Source organism: Ralstonia sp. RRA (genome assembly GCF_037023145.1).
Lineage (GTDB): Bacteria > Pseudomonadota > Gammaproteobacteria > Burkholderiales > Burkholderiaceae > Ralstonia.
Genome location: NZ_CP146091.1, coordinates 2,012,439 through 2,038,982, shown reverse-complemented (window position 1 = coordinate 2,038,982; position 26,544 = coordinate 2,012,439). Strand labels below are relative to the sequence as shown.

The 26,544-nt window shown below is 64.5% G+C and carries 21 protein-coding genes; 16 read left to right on the top strand and 5 right to left on the bottom strand.

Translation table 11 applies throughout. The annotated features are described in order from the left end of the window. Window position 1 precedes the first annotated feature (1 nt). Both rlmB and V6657_RS09980 read left to right on the top strand, forming a co-directional pair. Complete coding sequence (rlmB, locus tag V6657_RS09985) at window positions 2-754, top strand: 23S rRNA (guanosine(2251)-2'-O)-methyltransferase RlmB (RefSeq protein WP_048934295.1); 753 nt, start codon at window positions 2-4, stop codon at window positions 752-754. Then, window positions 754-1,503, top strand: coding sequence for an NAD-dependent deacylase (locus V6657_RS09980; protein ID WP_048934296.1), 750 nt, complete (start codon window positions 754-756; stop codon window positions 1,501-1,503). The genes rlmB and V6657_RS09980 overlap by 1 nt, the downstream gene beginning before the upstream one ends. Window positions 1,504-1,514: 11 nt before the next feature. Here the strand turns inward: V6657_RS09980 and tal are convergent, their stop codons facing one another. Further along, the gene (tal, locus tag V6657_RS09975) at window positions 1,515-2,474 is read right to left on the bottom strand and encodes a transaldolase (RefSeq protein WP_048934297.1); all 960 of its coding nucleotides are present in this window, start codon (window positions 2,472-2,474) and stop codon (window positions 1,515-1,517) included. A 159-nt stretch (window positions 2,475-2,633) separates the two neighbouring features. On the opposite strand from tal, the gene rpiA reads away from it, so the two are divergent. Continuing rightward, window positions 2,634-3,320, top strand: coding sequence for a ribose-5-phosphate isomerase RpiA (gene rpiA, locus V6657_RS09970; protein WP_048934298.1), 687 nt, complete (start codon window positions 2,634-2,636; stop codon window positions 3,318-3,320). A 91-nt stretch (window positions 3,321-3,411) separates the two neighbouring features. Here the strand turns inward: rpiA and V6657_RS09965 are convergent, their stop codons facing one another. Further along, complete coding sequence (locus tag V6657_RS09965; protein WP_048934299.1) at window positions 3,412-4,110, bottom strand: TetR/AcrR family transcriptional regulator; 699 nt, start codon at window positions 4,108-4,110, stop codon at window positions 3,412-3,414. Window positions 4,111-4,470: 360 nt separating this feature from the next. Between V6657_RS09965 and V6657_RS09960 the strand changes: the two genes are divergently transcribed. The 6 genes from V6657_RS09960 to V6657_RS09935 all read left to right on the top strand — a co-directional run bounded on the left by V6657_RS09960 (window position 4,471) and on the right by V6657_RS09935 (window position 13,452). Continuing rightward, complete coding sequence (locus tag V6657_RS09960) at window positions 4,471-5,751, top strand: Zn-dependent hydrolase (protein ID WP_048934300.1); 1,281 nt, start codon at window positions 4,471-4,473, stop codon at window positions 5,749-5,751. Between the two features lie 106 nt (window positions 5,752-5,857). Continuing rightward, window positions 5,858-7,201 carry an NAD(P)-dependent oxidoreductase gene (locus V6657_RS09955; RefSeq protein WP_048934301.1) on the top strand — a complete coding sequence of 448 codons (1,344 nt, stop codon included), beginning with the start codon at window positions 5,858-5,860 and terminating at the stop codon, window positions 7,199-7,201. A 36-nt stretch (window positions 7,202-7,237) separates the two neighbouring features. After that, entirely contained in the window at window positions 7,238-8,554 is a 1,317-nt protein-coding gene (preA, locus tag V6657_RS09950) for an NAD-dependent dihydropyrimidine dehydrogenase subunit PreA (protein ID WP_048934302.1), read from the top strand. Window positions 8,555-8,641: 87 nt separating this feature from the next. Continuing rightward, window positions 8,642-10,141: an NCS1 family nucleobase:cation symporter-1 gene (locus V6657_RS09945; protein WP_048934303.1), complete on the top strand. Its 1,500-nt coding sequence runs from the start codon at window positions 8,642-8,644 to the stop codon at window positions 10,139-10,141. A 46-nt stretch (window positions 10,142-10,187) separates the two neighbouring features. After that, entirely contained in the window at window positions 10,188-11,666 is a 1,479-nt protein-coding gene (gene hydA, locus V6657_RS09940; RefSeq protein ID WP_048934304.1) for a dihydropyrimidinase, read from the top strand. Window positions 11,667-11,907: 241 nt separating this feature from the next. Next, on the top strand, window positions 11,908-13,452 hold the full coding sequence (locus V6657_RS09935) for a methyl-accepting chemotaxis protein (RefSeq protein ID WP_048934305.1): 1,545 nt from the start codon (window positions 11,908-11,910) through the stop codon (window positions 13,450-13,452). Between the two features lie 74 nt (window positions 13,453-13,526). On the opposite strand, the gene V6657_RS09930 is transcribed toward V6657_RS09935, so the two are convergent. Both V6657_RS09930 and argA read right to left on the bottom strand, forming a co-directional pair. Beyond that, window positions 13,527-13,802 carry an oxidative damage protection protein gene (locus V6657_RS09930; RefSeq protein ID WP_021194215.1) on the bottom strand — a complete coding sequence of 92 codons (276 nt, stop codon included), beginning with the start codon at window positions 13,800-13,802 and terminating at the stop codon, window positions 13,527-13,529. Window positions 13,803-13,919: 117 nt separating this feature from the next. Continuing rightward, complete coding sequence (gene argA, locus V6657_RS09925; RefSeq protein WP_137884684.1) at window positions 13,920-15,275, bottom strand: amino-acid N-acetyltransferase; 1,356 nt, start codon at window positions 15,273-15,275, stop codon at window positions 13,920-13,922. Window positions 15,276-15,389: 114 nt separating this feature from the next. Here argA and hrpA point away from each other — a divergent pair, with 114 nt between their 5' ends. The 6 genes from hrpA (at window position 15,390) to V6657_RS09895 (ending at window position 24,116) form a co-directional block, all read left to right on the top strand. Next, the gene (gene hrpA / locus V6657_RS09920) at window positions 15,390-19,403 is read left to right on the top strand and encodes an ATP-dependent RNA helicase HrpA (protein WP_048934307.1); all 4,014 of its coding nucleotides are present in this window, start codon (window positions 15,390-15,392) and stop codon (window positions 19,401-19,403) included. A 116-nt stretch (window positions 19,404-19,519) separates the two neighbouring features. After that, window positions 19,520-20,515, top strand: a complete 996-nt coding sequence (locus tag V6657_RS09915; RefSeq protein WP_048934308.1) for a YncE family protein — start codon at window positions 19,520-19,522, stop codon at window positions 20,513-20,515. Between the two features lie 12 nt (window positions 20,516-20,527). Continuing rightward, entirely contained in the window at window positions 20,528-21,349 is an 822-nt protein-coding gene (locus V6657_RS09910) for a polysaccharide deacetylase family protein (protein ID WP_048934309.1), read from the top strand. A 1-nt stretch (window position 21,350) separates the two neighbouring features. Beyond that, a complete protein-coding gene (locus V6657_RS09905; protein WP_048934310.1) occupies window positions 21,351-22,325 on the top strand; it encodes a sterol desaturase family protein in 975 nt (324 codons plus the stop codon). Between the two features lie 87 nt (window positions 22,326-22,412). Further along, the gene (locus tag V6657_RS09900) at window positions 22,413-23,282 is read left to right on the top strand and encodes an EI24 domain-containing protein (RefSeq protein WP_048934311.1); all 870 of its coding nucleotides are present in this window, start codon (window positions 22,413-22,415) and stop codon (window positions 23,280-23,282) included. Window positions 23,283-23,297: 15 nt separating this feature from the next. Beyond that, window positions 23,298-24,116 (top strand): competence/damage-inducible protein A, encoded by an 819-nt coding sequence (locus tag V6657_RS09895; protein WP_048934312.1) that lies wholly within the window; start codon window positions 23,298-23,300, stop codon window positions 24,114-24,116. A gap of 24 nt (window positions 24,117-24,140) precedes the next feature. On the opposite strand, the gene V6657_RS09890 is transcribed toward V6657_RS09895, so the two are convergent. Further along, complete coding sequence (locus V6657_RS09890; RefSeq protein ID WP_048934313.1) at window positions 24,141-24,617, bottom strand: rhodanese-like domain-containing protein; 477 nt, start codon at window positions 24,615-24,617, stop codon at window positions 24,141-24,143. A 453-nt stretch (window positions 24,618-25,070) separates the two neighbouring features. On the opposite strand from V6657_RS09890, the gene V6657_RS09885 reads away from it, so the two are divergent. Then, complete coding sequence (locus V6657_RS09885) at window positions 25,071-26,486, top strand: 3-hydroxylaminophenol mutase (protein WP_021194224.1); 1,416 nt, start codon at window positions 25,071-25,073, stop codon at window positions 26,484-26,486. Window positions 26,487-26,544: the final 58 nt, after the last annotated feature.

Sequence of the window (26,544 nt, the reverse complement as noted above, 5' to 3'; positions counted from 1 at the left end):
CATGTCTAAATCCAAGCTCCTCATCGGCTTCCATGCCGTTACCGCCCGACTGCGCCACGGCGCAAAGTCGATCGAAGAAATCTATTTCGAGGCCAACCGCCGCGACCGTCGCATGCAGGATTTCCTGAAAGCGGCGGAAGCAGCGGGCGTGCGCCTGATCCCCGCTGACACTGATCGCCTGCGCGGCATTGCCGGCACCGACCGCCACCAAGGTGTGGTTGCCAAGGCAGAGTCGCTGTCGCTGGCGCTCAATCTCGACGAACTGCTCGACGGTATTGAGGGCACGCCGCTGTTGCTGGTGCTCGACGGCGTGACCGATCCGCACAACCTGGGCGCTTGCCTGCGCGTGGCTGATGCGGCGGGCGCGCATGCTGTGATTGCGCCGAAGGATCGCAGCGTTGGCATCAACACGACGGTTGCCAAGGTCGCCAGCGGCGCTGCCGAAACCGTTCCGTACATCACCGTGACCAACTTGGCGCGCACGCTGCGCGAGTTGCAGGAGCGCGGTGTGTGGGTGATCGGCACGGCGGATGAAGCTGAGCAGGATCTCTACCAAGCCGACTTCAAGGGCCCGATCGCCATCGTGATGGGCGCTGAAGGCGAGGGCATGCGCCGCCTCACGCGAGAGACATGTGATGCGCTGGTCAGCATCCCCATGGCAGGTAGCGTGGAGAGCCTGAACGTGTCGGTGGCCAGCGGCGTTTGCCTGTTCGAGGCGGTGCGTCAACGCGCAGCCGCACCGGCCAAGAAGTGATGTCTGTTGAACCGACGGCTGCGCCTGACGCGGCTGCGTTGACGCAGGCGCGTGCCTGGATCGAGTCTGCAGATCGCATCATGGTCCTGACCGGCGCGGGCGTGTCGGCGGAATCCGGCGTGGCCACGTTCCGTGATGCGCTCACGGGCTTATGGGAGAAGTTCAAGCCCGAAGACATGGCCACCGAGGCCGCCTACCGCAAGCATCCGCGCATGGTGTGGGACTGGTACCAGGAGCGCCGCGAACGTGTGCTGCAGGCCCAGCCGAATCCCGCCCACCTGGCGATTGCCGCCTTGGCCAAGCGCAAGACGGTGACTCTCGTCACGCAGAACGTCGATGGCCTGCACCAGCGTGCCGGCAGCGAAGGCGTGATCGAGTTGCACGGCAATCTGTTCGCCAACAAATGGCTGGGCGGCTGCGGTAAATGCGATGTCGCTACAGCGGAGCCGGGACGGCCGCCGCGTTGCGCAACATGCGGTGCAATGCTGCGCCCGGGCGTGGTGTGGTTTGGCGAGCAACTGCCGCTGGTCGCCACCTATCGCGCGGAAGAGGCGGCTAGCACGTGCGATGTGTGCTTGGTGGTGGGGACGTCCGGCCTTGTGTATCCGGCGGCCAGTCTGCCCGGGCGCGCAAAAGACGGCGGAGCCAAGGTCATCGTGGTCAATCCGCAGCCAAGCGCGCTCGATGCGACGGCTGACTTGGTGATCCACCAGCCGGCGGGCGAATGCTTGCCCGCCATGCTGGGGTAACTGCTTCCTGCTTACGCGGCCGCGCGCAGCGGCTCAATCAACGCTTCCAACTTGATCGCGTCCGCCGCAAACAGGCGGATGCCTTCGGCCAGCTTTTCGGTGGCCATGGCATCGGCGTTCATGTGCCAGCGGAACGATTTCTCATCAGCGGGCAGGCGGACGATGTTGGCGGCATGCGCGTTGTCCGGCGAGAGTTTGCGCTCCACCGGCGCGTCGGACTGCTGCAACTGGGCGAGTAGGTCCGGGCTGATGGTGAGCAGGTCGCAGCCAGCCAGTTCGACGATCTGCGAAACGTTGCGGAAGCTCGCGCCCATCACCTCGGTCGCGTAGTCGAACTTCTTGTAGTAGTTGTAGATGCGCAGGACGGACTGCACACCGGGGTCGTTCGCGCCGCCTTGGGCGACTGGGTCCCAATTGGCGCCGGCGTCTTTCTTGTACCAGTCGTAGATGCGGCCGACGAAGGGCGAGATGAGCTGCACGCCCGCTTCGGCGCACGCCACAGCCTGCGCCAGCGAGAACAGCAGCGTCATGTTGCAGCGGATACCTTCGGCGCGAAGCTGGTCCGCCGCGCGAATGCCTTCCCATGTCGAGGCAATCTTGATCAGCACACGCTCGCGTGCCACGCCGCGCGCTTCATACAGCGCAATCAGATGCTTGGCCTTGGCGACCGTCGCCTCGGTGTCGAACGACAAACGCGCATCGACTTCGGTCGACACGCGGCCCGGGATGATCGACAGGATCTCGCAGCCGAATGCCACCAGCACCGCGTCGATGATGTCTTCCACGCTGTCGCTGCGTGCGTCGCGCACGGCCTGCTCCAGCAGCGGGCGGTATTCGGCCTTCTGCACGGCCTTCAGGATCAGCGACGGGTTGGTCGTGGCATCGTGCGGCGCATAGGCGCGCATGGCCTGAAAGTCGCCCGTGTCGGCGACAACGGTGGTGAACTGCTTGAGTTGATCGAGTTGAGTCATGAAGCGAGTCCGTAGTGCGTTCCGGCGTTGCACCGGAGGTGAGAGGATGAATCGATTGTACTCCGCAGGTTTGGCTCCGCCAGCCAGCCGAGAGCCATCGTATTGATCCGGTACACTACCGGGTTTTCCGATTCCGACCGGTTTCTTGGGGTGTTTGCGATGACGCAGGATGAACTGAAGGCACTGGTGGCGCAGGCCGCCGCAGATTACGTATTGGCCAACGTGCCCGAGGGCGCGGTCTTGGGTGTCGGCACCGGTTCGACGGCCAACCTGTTCATCGACGCGATGGCGCCACACAGGGCTCGCTTTGCCGGCGCGGTGTCCAGCTCGGAGGCATCGACGCGTCGCCTGCAGGGCCACGGCTTTACCGTGTTGGATCTGAACGAGGTCGATGCCATTCCCGTGTACGTGGATGGCGCTGACGAGATCGACGCTTCGGGCGCCATGATCAAGGGCGGTGGCGGCGCGCTTACGCGCGAGAAGATCGTCGCTTCGGTCGCCAAGACGTTCGTCTGCATCGCCGATGGCAGCAAGCTGGTTGAGACGATGGGCGTGTTCCCCCTGCCGGTGGAAGTGGTGCCGATGGCACGTGCCGCCGTGGCGCGCCAACTCGCCGCGCTCGGCGGTCAGCCCCGTCTGCGCATGACCAAGGAAGGCCAGATCTACAAGACCGACAACGGCAATGTGATCCTCGACGTGGTGGGGTTGCGTATCGCCGATCCGAAGGGGCTGGAATCGGTGGTCAACGACATTCCGGGTGTGGTGACGGTCGGCCTGTTTGCCAAGCGCGGCGCCAATGTGCTGCTGCTGGGCACGGAAGCGGGCGTTCAGCGGCGCGATTTCTGACCGCTGCACTGCCGCCGGGCACCAGGCCACAAGACCACATGCCGTTCAGTTCACGCTGAACGGCATGTTTGCTTTGGTGCCTTGTATTGCCCTAGTCGTGCTGACGCGTGTCGGGTGATACGACACCACATGCGCGCAGTACCAGTTGCACGACTTCCTCGGTACGCTCGGCAAAGGCCTTTTGCGTGAGTGCGCGCTTGCCTGAGAGCGCGCGGATCTGCGCTTCGAAATCGGCGTAGTGCTGGGTGGTCGACCAGATCAGGTACATCAGCGTTTGCGCGTCGACGGGCGCGAGCAGTCCGCGGGCGATCCACGTGTCGATGACCTGCACGCGCGTGTCGAACCACGGTTTGACGCGCTGCGCGAGGATGTCCTGCATATGCTCCGCGCCGTGGATGATCTCGTTGGCCCAGACCTTGGAGCCCAGCGGGCGGCGGCGTGACAACTCCATCTTCGCGCGAACATAACCGCTGATGGCCTCAGCTGGATCGTCGCTATCTTCAAACGAGTTGGCCGCGCGGTGCCAGTCCTCAAACAAGTCTTCGAGCACCCGCTTGTACAGCGCCAGCTTGGTCGGAAAGTAGTAGTGCAGATTCGCCTTGGGCAGGCCGGCGCGCTCGGCAATCATGGCGGTGCTCGCGCCTTCGAGCCCGCGTTCGGCAAACACCGCTTCGGCGCAGGCCAGCAGATGCGCTTCGTTCGAGGCGCGGATATGCGCCTTGCGCCGCCGCATTGGCGCTGCGGTTTCGGTGTTCTCTGGGGGTGCGGCTGCGGCTGGGTCGTCTCGCATGGTGGTCTCGAGCGGCGTGTGTGCGCAGGGGATGCCGCGCTGCGCCTCATTCTAGTCGTTGCGATGGCAGCACGACATCTCTCGACAACGAGGTCGCGCGTCTCATGCTGCGCCGCAATGGCACGCTTCTCGCTTTAAAAGCCTGTCTGCGAAAGACATTGATTTGGCGGGATTCCTCGTCTACAACCTGTCCATTCGGACAGGATTGCGCTGGCGGGCGATGCCCCGAAAACGCTGTCCAATACGACCGCAACCGCATGCACCGCCCGCGTGCGGAGATGCCCCAAAACACGGCCGCCGCTGCACCGCTTGGGTGTGGTTGGCGGGTCGGTATGGCGGACCCCAAAGGAGCGACACGCAATGAGTGCAGCACCCGAAGCGTTGGAAACGGCCCGGCTCGATACGTCGATCCAGGTCAACGGCAAGCGATTGTGGGACAGCCTGATGACGGTGGCGAAGATCGGCGCGACGCCCAAGGGCGGCGTCTGCCGGCTTGCGCTGACCGATCTCGATAAGCAGGGGCGCGATCTCATCGTCGGCTGGGCCAAGGAGGCCGGCTGCACGGTGACTATCGATCAGATGGGCAACGTGTTCATGCGACGCGCTGGGCGCAATCCGGATGCGCTGCCCGTGATGACCGGTTCGCATGCGGACTCACAGCCGACCGGCGGCCGCTTTGATGGCATCTATGGCGTGCTCGGCGGGCTGGAGGTGATCCGCAGCCTGAACGACCACGGCATCGACACCAAACACCCGATCGAAGTCGTGATCTGGACCAACGAAGAAGGCTCGCGCTTTGCGCCGGCGATGGTGGCCTCGGGCGTGTTTGCGGGTGTCTTCACGCTGGAATACGGCCTCTCCCGCAAGGACGTGGACGGCAAGACCATCGGCGAAGAACTCAAGCGGATCGGCTATGCCGGCGACGTGCCGTGCGGCGGCCGTAAGCTGCACGCCGCGTTCGAGCTGCATATCGAGCAGGGACCGATTCTGGAGGCCGAGCAGAAAACCATCGGCGTGGTGACAGACGCGCAAGGCCAGCGCTGGTACGAGATCACGCTGACGGGCCAGGAGGCCCACGCTGGCCCGACGCCCATGCCGCGCCGCCGTGATGCGCTGCTGGGCGCCGCGCGCGTGGTGGATCTGGTCAACCGCATCGGGCTGGACCACGCGCCATTTGCCTGCGCGACGGTCGGCATGATGCAAGTGCACCCGAACTCGCGCAACGTGATTCCGGGGCGCGTGTTCTTCACGGTCGATTTCCGGCATCCGGAGGATGCGGTGCTCGCGAAGATGGACGCCGCGCTGCGCGAGGGCGTTGCCAAGATCGCCGAGGGTATCGGGCTGGAAACGCAGCTCGAACAGATCTTCTACTACGAGCCCGTCAAGTTCGATGCCGCGTGCGTGACCTCCGTGCGTGCTGCGGCAGAGCGCTTTGGCTATTCGCACCGCGACATGGTGTCCGGCGCGGGCCACGACGCGTGCTATCTGGCGCAAGTGGCGCCCACGTCGATGGTGTTCGTGCCGTGTGTGGACGGCATCAGCCACAACGAGATCGAAGACGCCACGCCCGAGTGGATCGAGGCCGGCGCGAATGTCCTGCTGCACGCGATGCTCTCGCGTGCATCCGAGCCCGCTTCATAGCGCAACCGTAGTCGCCGTCGCATCACCCAAAACGAAAGCTGTCCCGACCTCGCCTGTGTGAGGCCGGCGGGCACGGCTGTGTCCTCACACGGAAGAAGGAGCCACCATGGCTATCAAGGAAACGGGCGATATTGCCGCGCACCGCTTGTCGCCGGAGCAGTTGTCGTGCGAGTTTGCCGACATTGCGCCGTTGCTCGACCCAACCGCCGCGGCGGCTGCGGCCAGCCGCTGTCACTACTGCTACGACGCACCGTGCGTGCAAGCGTGTCCGACGCAGATCGACATTCCCAGCTTCATCCGCAAGATCGGTAACGGCAACCTGAAGGGCGCGGCGGTAGACATCCTCTCCGCTAACCCGCTCGGCGGCATGTGCGCGCGGGTGTGCCCCACCGAGATCCTGTGCGAGGGCGCATGCGTGCGCAACGATCAGGATGCGCAGCCCGTGGCGATTGGCGCGCTGCAGCGTCATGCCACCGATTGGGCGATGGCCAAGGGTACGGTGCTCTTCAAGCGGGCGCCAGAAACCGGCCGTCATGTGGCGGTGGTTGGTGCTGGGCCAGCGGGCCTTGCGTGTGCGCACCGGCTGGCGCTGGCCGGGCACAGCGTCACGCTGTTCGACGCGCATGCCAAGCCGGGTGGCCTGAACGAGTACGGCATCGCCGCCTACAAGACCGTCGACGATTTTGCGCAGCGCGAGGTGGCGTGGCTGCTGTCGGTGGGCGGCATTGAACTGAAGACCGGCGTGGTACTGGGCGGCGACATGTCGCTGGATGCGTTGCGCAAGCAGCATGACGCGGTGTTCTTGGCGATCGGACTGGGTGGCGTGCGTGCGTTGGCGCTGGAAGGTGAAGACCTCTCGGGAGTGATGAACGCCGTCGATTTCATTGAGCAGGTGCGCCAAGCCGCGTCGCTTGAAACTGTGCCGGTCGGCCGGCGCGTGGTGGTCATCGGCGGTGGCAACACCGCAGTGGATGCGGCGGTGCAAAGCCGCAAGCTCGGTGCGACCACGGTGACGATGGTCTACCGGCGCGGTGTCGAATCGATGAGTGCCACCTGGGCTGAGCGCGAATTTGCGCAGAAGAACGGCGTCACCCTCATTACGCATGCCAAGCCGGTGCGGTTGATTGGGCAGGGCGGGCAGGTGATCGGCGTGGAGTTCGAGCGCTCGGGTGAAGCAGGCGAACGCTTTACGGTCGATGCCGACATGGTGCTCAAGGCCATCGGCCAGACGCTGGTGCCGATCGGCGTGGATGGCGAACTGCTGACCGTTGACGCCAGCCGCATCGCCGTGGACGCGGGCGGGCGCACCACGTTGCCTGACGTGTGGGCCGGCGGCGATTGCGCGGCCACGGGCGGTATCGACCTGACGGTGCAGGCCGTGCAGGACGGCAAGGTCGCCGCCGCCTCCATCGACGCTTATCTGGCAAGCCTCACCGCCAAGGCGGCCTGAGCCGCATCCCGAATACCACTTTCCACGGAGCCGAACATGGCTGACTTGCGCTGCACGATTGCTGGCATCAAATCGCCGAACCCCTTCTGGCTGGCTTCCGCGCCGCCCACCGACAAGGCCTACAACGTCAACCGCGCGTTTGAAGCGGGCTGGGGCGGCGTGGTGTGGAAGACGCTGGGGCTCGACCCGCATGTGGTCAACGTCAGTTCGCGCTATGGCGCGGTGCAATGGAACGGCCAGCGCATCGCGGGGCTGAACAACATCGAGCTGATCACCGATCGTCCGCTGGACGTGAACCTGCGCGAGATTGCGCAAGTCAAGCGCGACTGGCCGGATCGCGCGCTGATCGTCTCGCTGATGGTGCCGTGCAACGAGCACGACTGGAAATGGATCCTGCCGATGGTGGAAGACACCGGTGCCGATGCGGTCGAACTCAATTTCGGCTGCCCGCACGGCATGAGCGAGCGCGGCATGGGCGCGGCGGTCGGGCAGGTGCCGGAGTATGTGGAGATGGTGACCCGCTGGGTGAAGGAAGCGACCAAGCTGCCGTGCCTGGTGAAGCTCACACCCAATATCACCGACATCCGTTTGGGCTCGCGGGCGGCGTACAAGGGTGGGGCGGATGGCGTGTCGCTCATCAACACGATCAACTCCATCGTGGCGGTGGACCTGGATCAGATGGCGCCGATGCCAACCGTGGACGGCAAAGGCACCCACGGCGGCTACTGCGGCCCGGCCGTCAAGCCGATCGCGCTGAACATGGTGGCCGAGATCGCCCGCGATACGCAAACGCCCAATCTGCCGATCTCCGGTATCGGCGGTATTTCCAACTGGCGCGATGCGGCGGAGTTCATCGTGCTGGGCGCCGGTAGCGTGCAGGTGTGCACGGCGGCCATGCATTACGGTTTTCGCATCGTGCAGGACATGGCCGACGGCTTGGCCAACTGGATGGACGAGAAGGGCTACGCCACGCTGGACGACATCCGGGGCCGCGCCGTGCCCAATGTGACGGACTGGAAATACCTGAACCTGAAGTACGACATCAAGGCGCGCATCGACCAGGATCGCTGCATCCAGTGCGGCCTGTGCCATATCGCTTGCGAAGACACCTCGCACCAGGCCATCACGCGCGAGAAAGACGGCAAGCGCCACTTCGAGGTGGTCGACGCCGAATGCGTCGGGTGCAATTTATGCATGCATGTCTGCCCGGTCGAGCAGTGCATCACGATGGAGCGTGTGGACGCGGGCGACTACGCCAACTGGACCACGCATCCGAACAATCCGGCGCGCGCGGTTGCCAGTGCGCCGGACACAGGGGCCACAGAGCCAGCGCCTGCGGCCAAGGCAGCGTGATCTTTCCTTGTGCTGACCGGCTTTGATTCCTACAAATGAGCCTGACGCGCGCCGCAGAGCGCGCCAACAACCCGTGGAGGTCTTTTAATGAAGCAGGCAGCGCACCCCGCCGAACCGCTCGCGGCCGGCAGCAGTCTTTACAACGATGACCTGGCGCCCACTGGCGTGGCCCAGCGCACCTGGAAGTGGTACCACTTTGCGGCGCTGTGGGTCGGCATGGTGATGAACATCGCCTCGTACATGCTGGCTGCGGGGTTGACGGAGCAGGGCATGTCGCCGTGGCAGGCGGTGGTGACGGTGCTGCTGGGCAACGCCATCGTACTGGTGCCGATGCTGTTGATCGGCCACGCGGGCGCCAAGCACGGAATTCCGTATGCGGTGCTGGTGCGCACATCGTTCGGCACGCAGGGGGCGAAGCTGCCGGCGCTGCTGCGTGCCATCGTCGCGTGCGGCTGGTATGGCATCCAGACGTGGCTGGGCGGCAGCGCCATCTATACGCTGGCCAACATCCTGACGGGCAATGCCCTGCATGGCGCCGTGCTGCCGTTTCTTGATATCTCGGTGGGGCAGTTGGCGTGCTTCCTGCTGTTCTGGGCGTTGCAGCTTTATTTCATCCTGCACGGCACCGACTCGATCCGCTGGCTAGAAAGCTGGTCTGCCCCCATCAAGATCGTGATGTGCATCGTGCTGGTGTGGTGGGCCACGTCCAAGGCGGGCGGCGCGGGCTCGATGCTGTCCACGCCGTCGCAGTTCGTGGCCGGCGGAAAAAAGGCCGGCCAGTTCTGGGCAACGTTTTGGCCGAGTCTCACGGCCATGGTTGGCTTCTGGGCGACGCTGGCACTGAACATTCCCGACTTCACGCGCTTTGCCAAATCGCAGCGTGACCAGATCATCGGCCAGTCGATTGGTCTGCCGATTCCGATGGCGTTGCTGTCCGTCATCTCGGTGGTGGTCACGTCGGCCACCGTGGTCATCTACGGCAAGGCCATCTGGGACCCGATCGACCTCACCAGTCGCATGACCGGCATCGGCGTGGGGATCGCGCTCATCATCCTCACGCTGGACACCATGTGCTGCAACCTAGCGGCGAACTTGGTCGGGCCCGCATACGATTTTTCCAGCCTGTGGCCCAAGGGCATTTCGTACAAGACGGGTGGGTTGATTACCGCCACCATCGCCATCGTGATGATGCCGTGGAAGATTCTGGCCACGTCGGAGGGCTACATCTTCACGTGGCTGGTGGGCTATTCCGCGCTGCTGGGGCCGGTGGCCGGCATCATGATGGTCGACTACTTCCTCATCCGCGGCACGCGTCTGAACGCGCGCGAGCTGTTCGACGAGCACGGCGAATACACCTACACCGGCGGCTGGAATCTCGGTGCGGTGGTGGCGCTGGCTGTGGGCGTGCTGCCTAACCTGCCGGGTTTTCTGCATACCGCGTTTCCGAGCACGTTCCCGAACGTGCCGGCGTTCTTCAACACGCTCTACACGTACGCGTGGTTCGTTGGCCTCGTGCTGGCGGCGCTGGTCTACAGCGCGTGGATGAAGCTGCGCGGCAGCCCGAGCGCCAGCGTGGCGAGTGCCTGAGCGTCATCCAACTGCGCACCCATACAACCCACAAGGAGACAGCGACATGACGACCCTGATCCGTGGCGGCACGGTCATCGATGCAGACCGCACCTGGCGTGCCGACGTGCTCTGCGCCAGCCCCGAGAGCGGCGGCACCATCCTGCAGGTGGCGGCGCAGATCGACGCCCCAGCCGGCGCCACGGTCATTGATGCGCACGGGCAATACGTCATGCCCGGCGGCATTGATCCGCACACGCACATGGAGCTGCCCTTCATGGGCACCACGGCCATCGATGATTTCTTTACCGGCACGGCAGCGGGTCTGGCCGGCGGCACCACCAGCATCATCGACTTCGTGATCCCCAGCCCGCGCCAGCCGCTGATGGACGCCTTTCGCGAATGGCGCGGCTGGGCCGAGAAGGCCGCCGCCGACTACGGCTTCCATGTTGCCGTGACGTGGTGGGACGAGTCCGTGCATCGCGATATGGGCACGCTCGTGCACGAGCATGGCGTCTCCAGCTTCAAGCACTTCATGGCCTACAAGAACGCGATCATGGCCGACGACGAGATCCTGGTGAACAGCTTCTCGCGCTCGCTTGAACTGGGCGCGTTGCCCACCGTGCATGCGGAAAACGGTGAACTCGTTTTCCAGCTCCAGCGCCAGTTGCTTGCGCGCGGCATCACGGGGCCGGAAGCGCATCCGCTGTCGCGCCCGCCCGAGGTGGAGGGCGAGGCGGCCAACCGCGCCATCCGCATCGCCCAGGTGCTGGGTGTGCCGGTGTACATCGTGCATGTGTCGGCCAAGGATGCGGTGGACGTGATTGCCCGCGCGCGCAGCGAAGGTCTGCGCGTGTTCGGCGAGGTACTGCCGGGCCATCTCGTGATCGACGAGGCGGTGTACCGCGACCCGGACTGGACGCGCGCCGCTGCCCACGTCATGAGCCCACCGTTTCGCTCGGCCGAGCATCGGGAGGCGCTGTGGCGCGGGCTGCAGGCCGGCCAGTTGCATACCACCGGCACTGACCACTGCACGTTCTGCGCATCGCAAAAGGCCATGGGCCGTGAGGACTTCACCAAGATCCCGAACGGCTGCGGCGGCATTGAGGATCGCCTCTCCATCCTGTGGCATCACGGCGTCAACGCGGGGCGCATCACGCCCAACGAGTTCGTGCGCATTACCTCAACCAACGCTGCGCAGATCTTCAACCTGTATCCGCGCAAGGGCGCTGTGCAGCCCGGCGCGGATGCCGATCTGGTGGTGTGGGACCCGGCGGGCACCAAGACGATTTCCGTGAAGACGCATCACCAGAAGGTGGACTTCAACATCTTCGAAGGGATGGCGGTGCGCGGCGTGGCCACCCATACGCTCACACGCGGCGCGCTGGCCTGGGCCAATGGCGACCTACGCGCCGTGCGCGGGGCGGGGCAGTACCTGAAGCGTCCGCCGGCGGCGGCGTATTACGACGCCATCCGCCTTGCCAATGCGCGCCGCACACCACATGCCGTCGATCGCGCTACGGAGGCGGTGTCGGTCGCAAAGTAGCGCGCTGCACGTGCCAAGGCAAAGACCGCTCACCGCGTGGGCGGTCTTTTTCTTGCGGAGGACAAATCACATTTGCGGCGGTTGAGCGTTTGCGATGTGCATGTTGCTAAAAACAGCATTAAGTAGCGCGTCAAGTGGCCGATAAGACGGACGCGGTGGCTCAGATGCCGCCCGCATTGCGTGCATGACAAGAACAAGATGCACGCGATGTTGCCTGCGCAGTCGTCTTACCCGGAACACCATGAAACTCGCTCTCAAACTCCCCCTGGCCTTTGCCGCCGCATTGCTGTTGATGTTTGCCGGGGCCATCTACGGCATTGCGTCCCTCAATCACTCCATCGTCGAATACAACACGACCGTGCAGGCGCGCGTGGCTGACGAACGTGCGGTGACGAACATGCTCGTCACCTTCAAGACCCAGGTGCAGGAGTGGAAGGACACCCTGCTGCGCGGTGAAGACCCGAACAAGTTGGACAAGTACTGGGGCGCCTTCCTCGCGCGTGAACAGACGGTGGCCGACCAGGCGAAGGCGCTGCAGGCGTCGCTGCCCGCGGGCAAGAGCCGCGACCTGATCACCCAGTTCGCCGCTGCGCACACGGAGATGGGAAAGGGCTATCGCAAGGGCCACGACATGTTCGTGGCTGCATCGTTCGACCCAACGGTGGGCGACAAGGTCGTGGCCGGCGTGGACCGCGAACCGGCGCGTTTGCTGGATGAAGCCGCCAGGGAGATTGCGGCGGAAAGCAAGGCCGTGTCCGCCAAGACCGCCGAGGCCGCATATACCGCGCTGGTGGTCAGCGTGGTGTTGATGTTGGTGGCGTTCGGGTTGGGCCTGGGCGGGGCATTCCTGTTCAGCCGCTCAATCACGCGGCCGCTGTCGCGTGCGGTGGATGTGGCCAGCGCCGTCTCGCATGGCGATCTGGCCCAAGAGGTGGAGGCGCACGGCACGGACGAAATCGGCCAGTTGCTCACCGCGCTCAAGGACATGCAGCGCAGCCTTGCCAATGTGGTGAGCGAAGTGCGCCGTAATGCTGAAGGTGTGGCTTCTGCCAGTTCGCAGATTGCCTCGGGCAACCTGAATCTCTCGTCGCGTACGGAAGAGCAGGCGGCTTCGCTGGAGGAAACCGCCGCCAACATGGGGGAGTTGACTGCCACTGTGCGCCGTAACTCGGAGAGTGCGGTGCAGGCCACCACGCTCGCGGGTCATGCATCGGACACCGCCGCCCGTGGCGGTCAGGTGATGAGCGATGTGGTGCAGACCATGCAGGGCATCTCGGAGAGCTCCAGCAAGGTCGGCGAGATCATCGGTGTGATCGACGGCATTGCGTTCCAGACCAACATCCTGGCGCTGAATGCAGCAGTGGAAGCCGCGCGCGCCGGCGAGCAGGGCCGCGGCTTTGCCGTGGTGGCAGGCGAGGTGCGTACGCTGGCGCAACGCAGCGCGTCGGCGGCCAAGGAGATCAAGGGGTTGATCGGTCAATCGACCGAGCGCGTGGAGGCGGGGGCGAAGCTGGTGCAGGAAGCCGGCGGCATCATCGACGACATCGTCACCTCCGTGCACCGCGTGACGCAGATCGTGACGGAAATCTCGTCGGCCTCGGCAGAGCAGAGCACCGGCATCGAACAGGTGAACATTGCCGTGGGCCAGATCGAGGCGGTGACGCAGCAGAACGCCGCGCTGGTGGAGGAAGCGTCCGCCGCCGCGCAGGCCATGGCGGATCAGGCCGATGCACTGCGCCGCGCCGTGGCGATCTTCAAGCTGGAGGATGCGGCCGTGCCGGCATAAGCGCCGGGCGAACGCCCAGGAAGCAAAAAAGCCGTTCAGTTTGCGCTGAACGGCTTTTTGCTTGTCTCGGCAGATCAGGCCGACGGCGGCGGCACGTAGCCCGAAGCCTGATCGGCGCCTTCGCCAAAGAAGTACTTCTCGGTCTGCTTGAGCAGGTACTGGCGCGCACGCGTATCCGCCATGTTCAGGCGGTTTTCGTTGATCAGCATGGTCTGGTGCTTGAGCCAGCCGGCCCAGGCTTCCTTCGAAACGCTTTGCCAGATTTTCTTGCCCAGTTCGCCGGGCAGGGGCGGGAAGTCGAGGCCTTCGGCTTCCTTGTCGAGCTTGATGCAGTGGACCATGCGGGCCATGGGGATTCCTCTTGTGTGGCGAGAGCGCCGCTTGTGTGCGACGCGGGTGGCGCTATTGTAAAGAGTTCGACCGGCGTGCTGGGGATTCCGGCATGCCGCTCAGGGACATATTGGGGCTTACAGCTTCTTCATCAGCACCATCGAGCGCCGCTGCCAGTTGTAGAGCTTGCGGCGGTCTTCCGGCAGGTCGTCCACGCTGGCGCGCACAAAGCCGCGCTTGAGGAACCAGTGTTCCGTCCGCGTGGTGAGCACGAACAGCTGCTTGAGGCCCAGCGCGCGGGCGCGAACTTCGGTGTGCTTGAGCAGGCGTTCGCCGTCGCCGGTGCCCTGGCTGTCGGGGGAGACGATCAGGCAGGCCATTTCGGCCATGCCGTCTTTCGGGTACGGATACAGCGCCACGCAGCCAAAGATGATGCCGTCGTGCTCGATGACCGAGAAGTTGGCGATGTCGCGCTCCAGCAGCCGGCGCTCGCGCGGCACCAGCGTGCCGTCAGCTTCCAACGGTTCGATCAGCGACACGATGCCGCCCACGTCGTCCAGCGTGGCTTCGCGCAGGTATTCCAGATCGGTGTGCGACACCATGGTGCCCACGCCGTCGTGCAGGAACAGCTCCAGCAGGATGCTGCCGTCCAGCGCAAACGGGATGACGTGTGCCCGGCGCACGCCGCCGCGCATCGCCTTGACGATGTGCTGCAGGTAATAGGCCGTGTCGTGCGACAGGCTGCCGTCGCGCAGGCGCTCGATGGCCGTTTCCATCGACAGGTCCTGCTGCAGCTTGCCCACGCGGTCCATGATGCCCGGCAGCTCGGTGATGAAGATCAGCTTGTCGGCCTTGAGCGCCGTGGCGGTGTTGGCAGCCACGTCTTCCATCGACAGGTTGAACGCCTGCCCCGTGGGCGAGAAGCCCAGCGGCGAGAGCAGCACGATCTTGCGGTTGGCCAGCGAATGCTGGATCGACTCCGCATCGATCTTGCGCACCAGCCCCGTGTGCTGGAAATCCACGCCGTTGACGATGCCCACCGGCCGCGCCGTCACGAAATTGCCGGAGACGACCGACATGCGTGCGCCGGCCATCGGCGTGTTCGGCAGGCCCTGGCTGAAGGCGGCTTCGATGTCCAGACGCAATTCGCCGGAGGCTTCCTTGGCGGATTCCAGCGCGGCGGCGTCCGTTACGCGCACGCCGTCCACGAACTGGGTTTGCACGTTGCGCAGCGCGAGCTGTTCTTCCACCTGCGGACGCGAGCCGTGCACCAGCACGATGCGCATGCCCATGGCGTGCAGCAGGGCGAGGTCATTGACCAGCCAGCCGAGCATGTCGGCCTTGACCAGCTCGCCACCGAAGCCGATCACGAAGGTCTTGTCGCGGAAGGCGTGGATGTACGGTGCCACCTCGCGCAGCCAATCGACGAACTGCCGCTGCTCGGCGGTGGGCGGAATCGGGGTGACGTCGACGGGGGCAGGCGTGTGCGCCACCAGCGAAACACCGGGGGCGGGGGCAGAAGAACGAGCGGTCACGGGCGGAGGAGGGAAAACGGCACGGGGCGCGGGCCGGCGCGAGGAAAGATGCGCGGATTATAATCCCGCCCGATGTCAGATTCCCATGCCCAGCCGTCCCGGCCACGCCCGGCGGCACCCTCCCCAAAATCGCCGAAAGACACCCCGTCGCCCGAGCGCAAGCCCGGCGCTGGCAGTGGTGGAAATGGTCGTCCTCAGCGCCGCCCGAAACCGACGCCGGAAGAGCTCGCCGCCGCGCTGGAAGCCCGTCGCGCACGCGCCAACCGTGTCCCGCCGATCACGTTTCCTGAGGCGCTGCCTGTTTCGGCCCGCCGCGATGAGATTGCTGAGGCCATCGCCAAGCACCAGGTGGTGATCGTCTCGGGTGAAACCGGCTCGGGCAAGACCACGCAGTTGCCGAAGATCTGCCTGTCGATCGGACGGGGCATTGGCGCGGGCGGCACCGGGTTGATCGGCCATACGCAACCGCGCCGGATTGCCGCCACGTCGACGGCCAAGCGGATTGCGCAGGAGATTGGCACGCCGGTGGGCGAACACGTGGGCTATCAGGTGCGCTTTAACGACGCGCTGTCGGCCGGCGCGTCGGTCAAGCTGATGACCGACGGCATCTTGCTGGCTGAAACGCAGAACGATCCGCTGCTGCGCGCTTACGACACGATCATCATCGACGAGGCGCACGAGCGCAGCCTCAACATCGATTTCCTGCTCGGCTATCTGAAGCAGCTCCTGCCGCGCCGGCCGGACCTGAAGATCATCATCACCTCGGCAACGATCGATGCGCAGCGCTTTGCCGAGCACTTTGCTGGGCCGAAGGGGCCGGCGCCCGTCATCGAAGTCAGCGGCCGGCTGTATCCGGTCGAGGTGCGTTATCGCCCGGTCCAGCGCGACGAGAAAGACAAGGAGCGCGATCTCTACGAGGCGATTGTCGATGCGGTGGACGAACTCGCCCGCGAAGGCTCCGGGGATGTGCTGATCTTCCTGCCCGGCGAGCGCGAGATCCGCGAGGCCGCCGAGGCGCTGCGTAAGCACCATCCGGCGCATACCGAGATCCTGCCGCTGTTTGCGCGCCTCTCCGTGCAGGAACAGGAGCGCGTGTTCCGGCCGTCCAACGCGCGGCGCATCGTGCTGGCGACCAACGTGGCCGAGACCTCGCTCACGGTGCCGGGCATCCGCTACGTGGTCGACACGGGGCTAGCGCGCGTCAAGCGCTATTCGTATCGCAACAAGGTCGAGCAGTTGCAGATCGAGCCGGTATCGCAGGCCGCCGCCAACCAGCGTGCGGGTCGATGCGGTCGGGTGGCCGACGGCGTGTGTATCCGCTTGTACGAGGAATCGGATTTCATCGCGCGGCCGCGCTTTACCGATCCGGAAATCCTGCGTTCGTCGCTGGCGGCGGTCATCTTGCGCATGAAGGCGCTGCGGCTGACCGACGTCGAGCAATTCCCTTTCATCGAACCGCCGTTGGGCCGAGCGATTGCTGACGGCTACCAGCTTTTGCAGGAGCTTGGCGCCGTCGACGACGAAAACGCGCTGACCCCGCTCGGCAAGCAGGTCGCTCGCCTGCCGCTGGACCCGCGCGTGGCGCGGATGATTCTGGCCGGGCGCGACCACCAGTGTCTGCGCGAGATGCTCATCATCGCGAGCGCCTTGTCGGTGCAGGACCCGCGTGAACGTCCGCAGGAACTGCAACAGCAAGCTGACCAAGCACATCGGTTATTTGCCGACGAGAAATCCGAATTCCTCGGCTGGGTGAAGCTGTGGAAGTGGTTTGAAGAAGCCGTCGCGCACAAGAAATCGAACAAGCAGTTGCAGGAGAATTGCCGCTCGCATTTCCTGTCGCACGTGCGGCTGCGCGAATGGCGCGATGTGCATTCGCAATTGCACACGACGGTGGCGGAGCAAGGCTGGAAGCTCAATGAAACCGATCCGACCTACGAGCAGTTGCATCTGGCGCTGCTGACGGGTTTGCTGGGCAACATCGGCGTGCGCATCGAGGAGGCCGACGGCAAGGGCCGCGAATACCTGGGCGCGCGCGGCATCAAGTTCTTCCTGTGGCCGGGCTCGGTCATCGCACGCAAGGCGGGCAAGTGGGTCGTGGGCGGCGAGCTGATCGAAACCAGCCGCCTGTTCGGCCGCACGCTCGCGCGTATCGAGCCGGAGTGGGTGGAGAAGGTCGGCGCGCACCTGCTGAAGGTGTCGTGGAGCGATCCGCACTGGGAAAAGAAGGCTGGCCAGGTGATGGCCTTCGAGCGCGGCACGCTGTACGGCCTGCCGATCTATCAGCAGCGCCGCGTGCATTTCGGGCCGATGCAGCCGAAAGAGGCGCGCGAGATGTTCATCCGCCGTGCGCTGGTCGATTGTGAGTTCGAGACGCGTCTGCCGTTCTTCGCGCACAACCAGCGCCTGGTGCGCGAGATCGAGAACCTGGAGCACAAGTCCCGCCGGCAAGACGTGCTGGTGGACGATGAGCTGATCTACGCGTTTTACGACAGCCAGATCCCGGCGGACATCTACAACACGGTGTCGTTCGAGCGCTGGTATGCCGAGGCCGCCAGCGCCGGTGGCAAAGCTGGCCAGAAGCTGCTGTACCTGAATCGCGATGACCTGATGCGGCACGAAGCGGCCGGCATCACGACGGACCTCTTCCCGAAGGTGCTGCCGATTGCCGGCATCGACATGGGCCTGACGTACCACTTCGAGCCCGGCAGCCCGCGCGATGGCGTGACACTGACGGTGCCGCTGTACGCGCTCAACCAGGTGCCCGCGCAGCGCGCCGAATGGCTGGTGCCCGGCATGCTCAAGGAGAAGGTGCATCTGCTCCTGAAGAGTCTGCCGCAGAAGCTGCGCCGCCACTGCGTGCCGCTGCCGGACTATGCCGCCGGTTTCGTCTCGCGGGTGAAGCTGGGCGACGGCGATCTGCTCGACCGCCTGATCGCCGACGTGCGCGAGCAGACCAGCATCGCGCTCAAGCGTGCCGATTTCAAGCTCGAAACGCTGCCCGCGCATCACTTCATGAACTTCAAAGTGATCGACGAGCACGGTCGCCAGCTCGACATGGGCCGCAACCTGGCCCAGTTGCGCGCTGAACTGGGTGGGCGCGCGCAGCAGACGTTCCAGTCGATCGCTGCGAAAGACGCGGCGGTCATCGGAGCGCAGGAGAATGCCAAGCCGAGCAAGAGCGCAAAGGGCGGCGGCAAGGGCGAGGCGCCGTCCAATGCAGCGCTGTATTCCGGTCTCACGACATGGAATTTCGGCGAACTGCCCGAGCTGCTGGAAATCCGCAAAGGCAACCAGACGCTGTTCGGTTACCCCGCACTTGTCGATGCGGGCGACCACTGCGATGTGGAAGTCTTCGATGATCCGGCCGAGGCAGCACGCATTCATCGCCTGGGTCTGCGCCGGTTGTTCGCGATCCAGCTGCGCGAGCCGTTGAAGTACCTGGAAAAGAACATCCCGGGCCTGTCGCAGATGGCGATCCAGTTCATGAACCTGGGCACGCAGGATGAACTGCGCGACCAGATTCTGGACGCCACGCTGGAGCGAGCGTGTTTACAAGACCCGCTGCCCACCGACGATGCCAGCTTCGGCGCCCGCAAGGACGAAAGCCGCGCCCGCTTGACGCTGCTGGCGCAGGAGATTGCCCGGCTGGTCGGTGCCATCCTCACGGAATACGCGCAACTGCCGCGCAAGCTGCAGATCGCCAAGCCATTTGCCGCCGCCGCTGCGGACATCGACGCGCAACTGAAAACGCTGATGCACAAGCGCTTCATCGAGGCGACGCCGTATGCGCAGTTGACGCACTTCCCGCGTTACCTGAAGGGCATCGCCTTGCGCATCGACAAGCTCAAGGCGGACCCCGCGCGCGACACGCAGCGCATGCAGGAGATGGCGCCGCTCATCCAGCAATACCAGCGCGCCGAGAAAGCGTTGCGCGTGCAAGGGCAGGGCGGCAGCGACCCGCGCATGGAGGAGTTCCGCTGGATGCTGGAGGAGTTGCGCATCGCCCTGTTTGCGCAGGAGTTGCGCACACCAGTGCCGATGTCGGTCAAACGGTTGCAGAAGGTATGGGAATCGATGCAGCGGTAGCCCGCCGTGCATTGCTGGGCGCTGGGAAAGTTCCCACTTTCTTTTTTTGATTTGTGTCAGCGACGCCATAACAGCGGGCGTTAAAATGGCTGGCTAAGTTGCTGAATCTTCTCGTTATGTCTGCCTCGCGCGCCTCGTTTGCCTTCCGTTGGTTCTCCACGCTTGTTCTGTCGGCCGCTGCCTTGATGGCAGCGCACGCGGCGCGTGCAGAAGTCGTCACTGTGCTCAACTCGGGCGACGCCAGCGTCTCACTGATCGACAAGGACACCCGCAAGGTGCTGGAGACCTTCCCGATCGGCAAGGAACCCCACCACCTGATTGCCACGCCTGACGAAAAGTCGCTGATTGTCGCCAACGCGGTCGGCAACGATCTGGTGTTCCTTGATCCGGTCACGGGCAAGATTCAGCAGCGCGTGCCGCGCATTGATGACCCGTACCAGATCGGCTTTTCGCCCGACCAGAAGTGGTTCCTGACCACCGGCAACCGTCTGGACCGTGTTGACATCTACCGTTGGGATGGCCACGCGCTCACCATCGCCAAGCAGATTCCTGCAGCCAAGACGCCCAGCCATATCGCCTTTACGGCAGACAGCAAGATTGCCTTCATTACGGTGCAGGACTCCAACGAGGTGATGGCCATCGATCTGCCCACGCAGACCGTGATGTGGCGCATGACCATCGGCTCCGCGCCGGCCGGCGTGTGGGTCACGACGGATCAGAAATACCTGCTGGTTGGTATGACGGGCGCCGATTACGTTGAGGTGATCGACTGGCATACCCGCACCAGCGTCAAACGCATCCCGACCGGCAAGGGCGCGCACAACTTCCGCGCGCTGGGCGACAAGCGCCATCTGTTCCTGTCGAACCGCGTGTCGGGCACGATCAGCATCATCGACCAGCAAACGCTGACCAAGGTGGGTGACATCACCGGCCTGCCGCCGGGCCCGGATGACATGGAGTTGACCGCTGACGGCAAGCAGCTCTGGGTGACCTGCCGCTGGGCCAAGACGGTGGCGATCGTCGACGTGGCAAGCCGGTCGGTGGTGGAAAAGATCAAGGTCGGGCGCTCGCCGCACGGCATCTACTTCCGTTCGCGCGCGCCGCTCCTCTAAAGCGTGACGATCATGAAAACAGGCCTGTCGATGCTGCGCACGATGGCCGCCACGGCGGCGTTGGGGCTGTGCGCGCTGGCCACGGCCGCCCCGGGTGGTGTGAACGCCGGCGCGTGCAAGGGCACCGTCTACCTGACGTTTGATACGGGCAGCATGAGCCAGGCGCAGTTGATTGCCGACACGCTGCGCCGTCACCGCATCCACGCCACGTTCTTCCTCGCCAACGAGAAAACGGTCAACGGTGACAGCACGCTGGACGACGGCTGGGCTCCGTACTGGAAATCGCTGGCTGCCGACGGCCACGCTTTCGGCACGCACACCTTCGATCACGTCTACTACAAGGGCGAGGCTGGCGCCGGAAAAGTCCGCTTCCGCCCGCAGTTCGGCGAGCAAGGCGGCCGCAACGTCGTTTGGGGCGAGCCCGAATTCTGCGCCGAACTCAAGCGCAGCGCCGAGCGTTTCAAGGCCGTGACTGGCCAGCCGATGGACCCGCTGTGGCGTGCACCGGGCGGCCATCTCTCGGCCACCACCGAAGGCTGGGCCAAGCAGTGCGGTTTTGCCCACGTGGCTTGGGCGCCCGCCGGTTTCCTCGGCGACGAATTGCCGTCCGAGCGCTATCCGAACGACGCGCTGTTGCAAAAGGCGCTGTCCAACCTGCGCGATGGCGACATCACCATGGCGCACCTGGGCATCTGGTCGCGCAAGGACCCGTGGGCACCTGCTGACCTGGAGCCGCTGATCACGGGCCTCGAGCGCAAGGGTTTCTGCTTCGCCACGCTGCGCGATCATCCGCAGTACAAGGCCTGGTTTGCCGCTCACCCAGCGGCCCGCTGACATGTTCGACTGGATTGCCGACACCTTCACGCAAGCGCAGGATGTGCTGTTTCAGCACATCGTGATGCCGATCACCTATGCAATTGGCCTGGGTGGCTACGTTGAGGATGCGTATCCCGGCACCGAGTGGCTGCTGATGGGGCTGGTGCAGATCGCCGTGCTGCTGCTGGTTCTGCGCCCGCTGGAGCGCTGGCGCCCGGTGGAGCCGATGCACGATCGCAAGGCCGTGCGCGCCGACATTTTCTACACGCTGTTCCACCGCCTCGGCTTCTTCCCACTGCTGCTGTTCTTCACGCTGCAGCCGCTGATCGACGACCTAGACGGCAAGCTGCGTTTCTGGGGCTGGGCGCACCTGAACGTGGAGGACTGGTGGCCGGGCGTCACGTCGGTCGCCATCGTTAGCTTCCTGATCTATCTGGTGCTGTTCGACCTGCTCGATTACTGGTACCACCGCCTGTCGCACAAGTTCCACTGGTGGTGGAACCTGCATTCGCTGCACCACAGCCAGCAGCAGATGACGATGTGGTCGGATGACCGCAATCACATTCTGGACGATGTGCTGCGTGGTGCAGTGTTTGCCATCGCGGCGCTGGTGATTGGCGTGGAGCCGTCGCAGTACGTGCTGCTGGTTGCGATTTCCCAACTGCTGCAAAGCTTGCAGCACGCCAATGTGCGGTTGCACTTCGGCTGGCTGGGTGAGCGGCTGCTGATCTCGCCGCGCTTTCACCGGCTGCACCACGCCATCGGCCTCGGGCATGAGGTGCCGGGCAAACCGGGCGTGCTGGGGGGCTGTAACTTCGGCGTGCTGTTCCCGTGGTGGGACATGCTGTTTGGCACCGCCATCTTCTCGCCGGACTATCACGCCACCGGCATCCGCGATCAGCTCCCCGCGCCGCAAGGCCGTTCGCGCGACTACGGACGCGGCGTGCTGCGCCAGCAATGGCTTGGCTTCAAGCGTCTGATTGGCCGCGCCTGAGGGGCACTCTGCGTGGCCTGAGACGGTGCCGGCAGCATGTCGGCCTGCTGTGCTAGGCTGTCCGCTCCCTGATTTTCCGACTCCTGCATGAACGACCTGATTCGCTCGTTTGGCCGCGCGCTGCTCTCGCAACTGCATCCGCGCATGCTGTTCCTGACGGTTTTTCCGTTCATCGTTGCCGTGGTGGTGTGGGGCGCTGTCCTGTACTTCGGCTGGGATGCCATGAACGGTATCGCCAGAAACGCCGTGGAAAGCTGGACGTTCATGGGCTGGATCAAGAGCGGCCTCAATACCATCGGCATGTCGGGTTTGTGGTCGGCCATCGCACCGCTGCTGGTCATCACGTTGCTGGTGCCGGTGATTGTCGTGTCGATCCTCGTTTTTGTGAGCGTGACGGCGGTGCCGCCGGTCATGCGTTTTCTGGATCGCAGCTACCCGCAACTGGAGCGCCGCAAGGGCGGCTCGGTGGTGGGCAGCGTGATGCATGCGCTGCTGTGCACGCTGGTGTTCATCCTGGTGGCGATCGTCACGCTGCCTTTGTGGCTGATCCCACCGTTCTTCGCGTTGATCCCCCCGCTGCTGTGGGGCTGGCTGACCTACCGCCTGATGACCTACGACGCGCTGGCCGATCACGCCACGCCCGAAGAGCGCCGCGCGATCATGCAGCGCTACCGGTTGCCGCTGTTGGGCATCGGCATTGCGGTCGGCATGCTGGGCTCGGCGCCCACCCTGCTGTGGGTGTCTTCGGTGGTGACGATTGTGCTGTTCCCGATCATCGCCATCGCCGTCATCTGGCTGTATGTGCTGATCTTCATCTTCTCGGCGCTGTGGTTCGGCCATTTCTGCCTGCGCGCGCTCACGCGCCTGCGTGCCGAGGCGCCGCCCGCACGCATGGTCGAAGCCACCGTCATCGACGTCACGACCATTGAACTGCCCCGCGCGAATCGCCCAGATTAACAAGGACTGACTGACATGGCTTTCGGCATGATCATCATCGGCGACGAGATCCTCTCCGGCCGCCGCGAAGACAAGCACCTGCGCAAGCTGATCGAAGTACTGGCCGAGCGCGGCCTTGCGCTGGAATGGGCCGAGTACGTTGGCGACCAGCCCGCGCGCATCACCAGCGTGCTCAAGCGCACGCTCGCCGGCGACGACGTGGTGTTCTGTACCGGCGGTATCGGTGCTACGCCCGATGACCACACACGCCAATGCGCCGCCGCCGCGCTGGGCGTGCCGCTGGAGCTGCATCCTGAGGCGCGTGAACTGATTGCGCAGCGCATCGCCGACACCGCTGCCGGCGATCCGGTCAAGGCCGATCTCACCACGCCCGAGAACCAGCATCGCTTCAAGATGGGCGAGTTCCCGCAGGGCGCGCGCATCATCCCGAACAGCTACAACCGCATCCCCGGGTTCTCGGTGGCGCATCACCACTTCATGCCGGGCTTTCCGGTAATGGCGTGGCCGATGATGGAGTGGGTGCTCGACACCTACTACGCCGATCAATTCCACCGCGCCCCACGCGAAGAGCGCTCGTTCCTGGTGTTTGGCCTGCCGGAGTCGCGGCTGACGCCGCTGATGGAGCGCATCGAGGCCGAGTTCGATGGCGTGAAGGTGTTCAGCCTGCCCAGTGTGGGTGATGCAGCGCGCGGTGAGCGCTATGCCCGCTCGCACATCGACCTAGGGGTGAAGGGTTCGCCCGAAGCCGTGGCGCGCGCCTACGTGGTGCTGCGCGAAGGCGCGCTGGCACTGGGCGGCGAGATCATTGAGGCGGACGCCGCAACGGCGCCCTGATCGTCTTGAATGCCGTGGACGGCCTTATGCGCCGTGCCACGGCAAGCCGCGGAAGCACCAGCCTTCCACCGTCTTGCGATGGCCTTCGCTGTCCTTGGCGCCTTCAAAACCCTCCAATACATCCATCGCCAACGTGTAGCCGGCCTGTGCGGCCGCTACGGCGGCGTGCTTGGAGCGCGCTGCGCTTCGGCACAGGAACAGCACCGGCACGTCCTTCGGCACGGCCGCTTCCAGTGCGCTGAGGAAGTTCGCGTTGCGCACGCCGCCCGGGTACTGGTTCCACTCCACGTGTGTGAACTGATCGGGTGCCACGTCGGGCGTACCGACCCAGTCCAGCTCAGCACGCGTGCGCACGTCCACCAGATGGGCCTGCGGATCGGCCGCGAGCAGGGCGGCAGCTTCTTGCGGCGACAGGGCGCCGAAGTACTGGAGCTGGTCGGCCTCGCGGCGGGCGGTGGCCGCTTCCAGCAGGGACTCGCGGGTGAGTGTGGTGGCAGTCATGGCAATCGGCGAAAGGGAAAACAATCATTCTAGCGTTGCCGTCACATGATGCGGGTGGAATTCACCGGAACGGTGCGAGCACCGCCGCGGTGCACTTAAGTGGTGCTACGCTGATTTTTGCGCACCATTATTGTGCGTTTGCTATCCTGCCTGAACAGCAAGGCTCCCGCGCGGCCGATTTCGCCCAAGGTGTCTGCACCGGCGGCTTGATGCCGTCGCACCGTGTCAGGCATGGGCTGGCGCGGCGCTGCACTATTTGCGGGAGCGCATGCCCGTCATCGGGGTGACACTGGCATGCTTTCTGCTAAGATTCCCGCGGTCTTTTCCAGGGCGTTTGGCGGTGCCGGACGTCCCTGGCGAGAAGAAGATGTTTCGGGGGTGAGGGCGGTCGCAGCGATCCGTCACACTACCGGCTCACAATACTTTGCGTTATTGCGCTACCAGGAGAATGGCATGTCCCAAAGCATTGCAGACGTGATGAAGCTCGTGAAGGAAAACGACGTCAAGTTCGTCGATTTCCGCTTCACCGATACCAAGGGTAAAGAGCAGCACGTCTCGGTTCCCGTCTCGCATTTCGACGAAGACAAGTTCGAAAGCGGCCACGCATTCGACGGCTCGTCGATCGCCGGCTGGAAGGGCATCGAAGCGTCGGACATGCTGCTGGTGCCGGATGCAAACACCGCCCACGTCGACCCGTTCTACGAAGAGCCGACCCTGGTGCTGACCTGCGACGTGGTCGAGCCGTCGGACGGCAAGGGCTACGACCGCGACCCGCGCTCGATCGCCAAGCGCGCTGAAGCCTACCTGAAGAGCACCGGCCTGGGCGACACCGCCTACTTCGGTCCGGAACCCGAATTCTTCATTTTCGACGGCGTGACGTGGAACGTCGACATGCAAGGCTGCTTCGTGAAGATCCAATCCGAAGAAGCCCCGTGGTCGTCGGGCAAGGAATTCGAGCACGGCAACTCGGGCCACCGTCCGGGCAAGAAGGGCGGCTACTTCCCGGTTGCCCCGATCGACACGTTCCAAGACATGCGCTCGGAAATGTGCCTGATTCTCGAATCGCTGGGCATTCCGGTTGAAGTGCACCACCACGAAGTGGCTGGCCAAGGCCAGAACGAAATCGGCACGAAGTTCAGCACGCTGGTGCAACGCGCCGACTGGACCCAACTGCAAAAGTACGTGATCCAGAACGTCGCACACACCTACGGCAAGACCGCCACGTTCATGCCGAAGCCGGTCGTGGGCGACAACGGTTCGGGCATGCACGTTCACCAGTCGGTGTGGAAGGACGGCCAGAACCTGTTCGCAGGCAACGGCTACGCCGGTCTGTCGGAATTCGCGCTGTACTACATCGGCGGCATCATCAAGCATGCTCGCGCGCTGAACGCCATCACCAACCCGGGTACGAACTCGTACAAGCGTCTGGTGCCGGGCTTCGAGGCTCCGGTCAAGCTGGCCTACTCGGCCCGTAACCGTTCGGCTTCGATCCGTATTCCGTACGTTGCGAACCCGAAGGGCCGCCGTATCGAAACGCGCTTCCCGGATCCGCTGATGAACCCGTACCTGGGCTTCTCGGCCCTGCTGATGGCTGGTCTGGATGGCGTGCAGAACAAGATCCACCCGGGCGAAGCTGCCGACAAGAACCTGTACGACCTGCCGCCGGAAGAGGATGCAAAGATCCCGACCGTGTGCGCAAGCCTGGATTCGGCTCTGGAGCACCTGGACAAGGATCGCGAGTTCCTGACCCGCGGTGGCGTGTTCTCCAACTCGATGATCGACGCCTACATCGAGCTGAAGATGGAAGAAGTCACGCGCTTCCGCATGACCACGCACCCGATCGAGTTCGACATGTACTACTCGCTGTAATGCGCGAGCGCCCCGGCCGATGTGTCGGGGCGAAGAGACGGTTGTGAGGGGAAGGGCG

Coding starts and splice junctions, on each gene's coding strand:
- V6657_RS09905 (WP_048934310.1), top strand. CDS start 21,351: ATGTTCGACTGGATTGCCGACACCTTCACGCAAGCGCAGGATGTGCTG.
- V6657_RS09900 (WP_048934311.1), top strand. CDS start 22,413: ATGAACGACCTGATTCGCTCGTTTGGCCGCGCGCTGCTCTCGCAACTG.
- V6657_RS09915 (WP_048934308.1), top strand. CDS start 19,520: ATGTCTGCCTCGCGCGCCTCGTTTGCCTTCCGTTGGTTCTCCACGCTT.
- V6657_RS09935 (WP_048934305.1), top strand. CDS start 11,908: ATGAAACTCGCTCTCAAACTCCCCCTGGCCTTTGCCGCCGCATTGCTG.
- rpiA (WP_048934298.1), top strand. CDS start 2,634: ATGACGCAGGATGAACTGAAGGCACTGGTGGCGCAGGCCGCCGCAGAT.
- V6657_RS09965 (WP_048934299.1), bottom strand. CDS start 4,110: ATGCGAGACGACCCAGCCGCAGCCGCACCCCCAGAGAACACCGAAACC.
- V6657_RS09885 (WP_021194224.1), top strand. CDS start 25,071: ATGTCCCAAAGCATTGCAGACGTGATGAAGCTCGTGAAGGAAAACGAC.
- V6657_RS09910 (WP_048934309.1), top strand. CDS start 20,528: ATGAAAACAGGCCTGTCGATGCTGCGCACGATGGCCGCCACGGCGGCG.
- preA (WP_048934302.1), top strand. CDS start 7,238: ATGGCTGACTTGCGCTGCACGATTGCTGGCATCAAATCGCCGAACCCC.
- V6657_RS09980 (WP_048934296.1), top strand. CDS start 754: ATGTCTGTTGAACCGACGGCTGCGCCTGACGCGGCTGCGTTGACGCAG.
- V6657_RS09890 (WP_048934313.1), bottom strand. CDS start 24,617: ATGACTGCCACCACACTCACCCGCGAGTCCCTGCTGGAAGCGGCCACC.
- V6657_RS09895 (WP_048934312.1), top strand. CDS start 23,298: ATGGCTTTCGGCATGATCATCATCGGCGACGAGATCCTCTCCGGCCGC.
- tal (WP_048934297.1), bottom strand. CDS start 2,474: ATGACTCAACTCGATCAACTCAAGCAGTTCACCACCGTTGTCGCCGAC.
- V6657_RS09945 (WP_048934303.1), top strand. CDS start 8,642: ATGAAGCAGGCAGCGCACCCCGCCGAACCGCTCGCGGCCGGCAGCAGT.
- V6657_RS09955 (WP_048934301.1), top strand. CDS start 5,858: ATGGCTATCAAGGAAACGGGCGATATTGCCGCGCACCGCTTGTCGCCG.
- hydA (WP_048934304.1), top strand. CDS start 10,188: ATGACGACCCTGATCCGTGGCGGCACGGTCATCGATGCAGACCGCACC.
- V6657_RS09960 (WP_048934300.1), top strand. CDS start 4,471: ATGAGTGCAGCACCCGAAGCGTTGGAAACGGCCCGGCTCGATACGTCG.
- V6657_RS09930 (WP_021194215.1), bottom strand. CDS start 13,802: ATGGCCCGCATGGTCCACTGCATCAAGCTCGACAAGGAAGCCGAAGGC.
- hrpA (WP_048934307.1), top strand. CDS start 15,390: ATGTCAGATTCCCATGCCCAGCCGTCCCGGCCACGCCCGGCGGCACCC.
- rlmB (WP_048934295.1), top strand. CDS start 2: ATGTCTAAATCCAAGCTCCTCATCGGCTTCCATGCCGTTACCGCCCGA.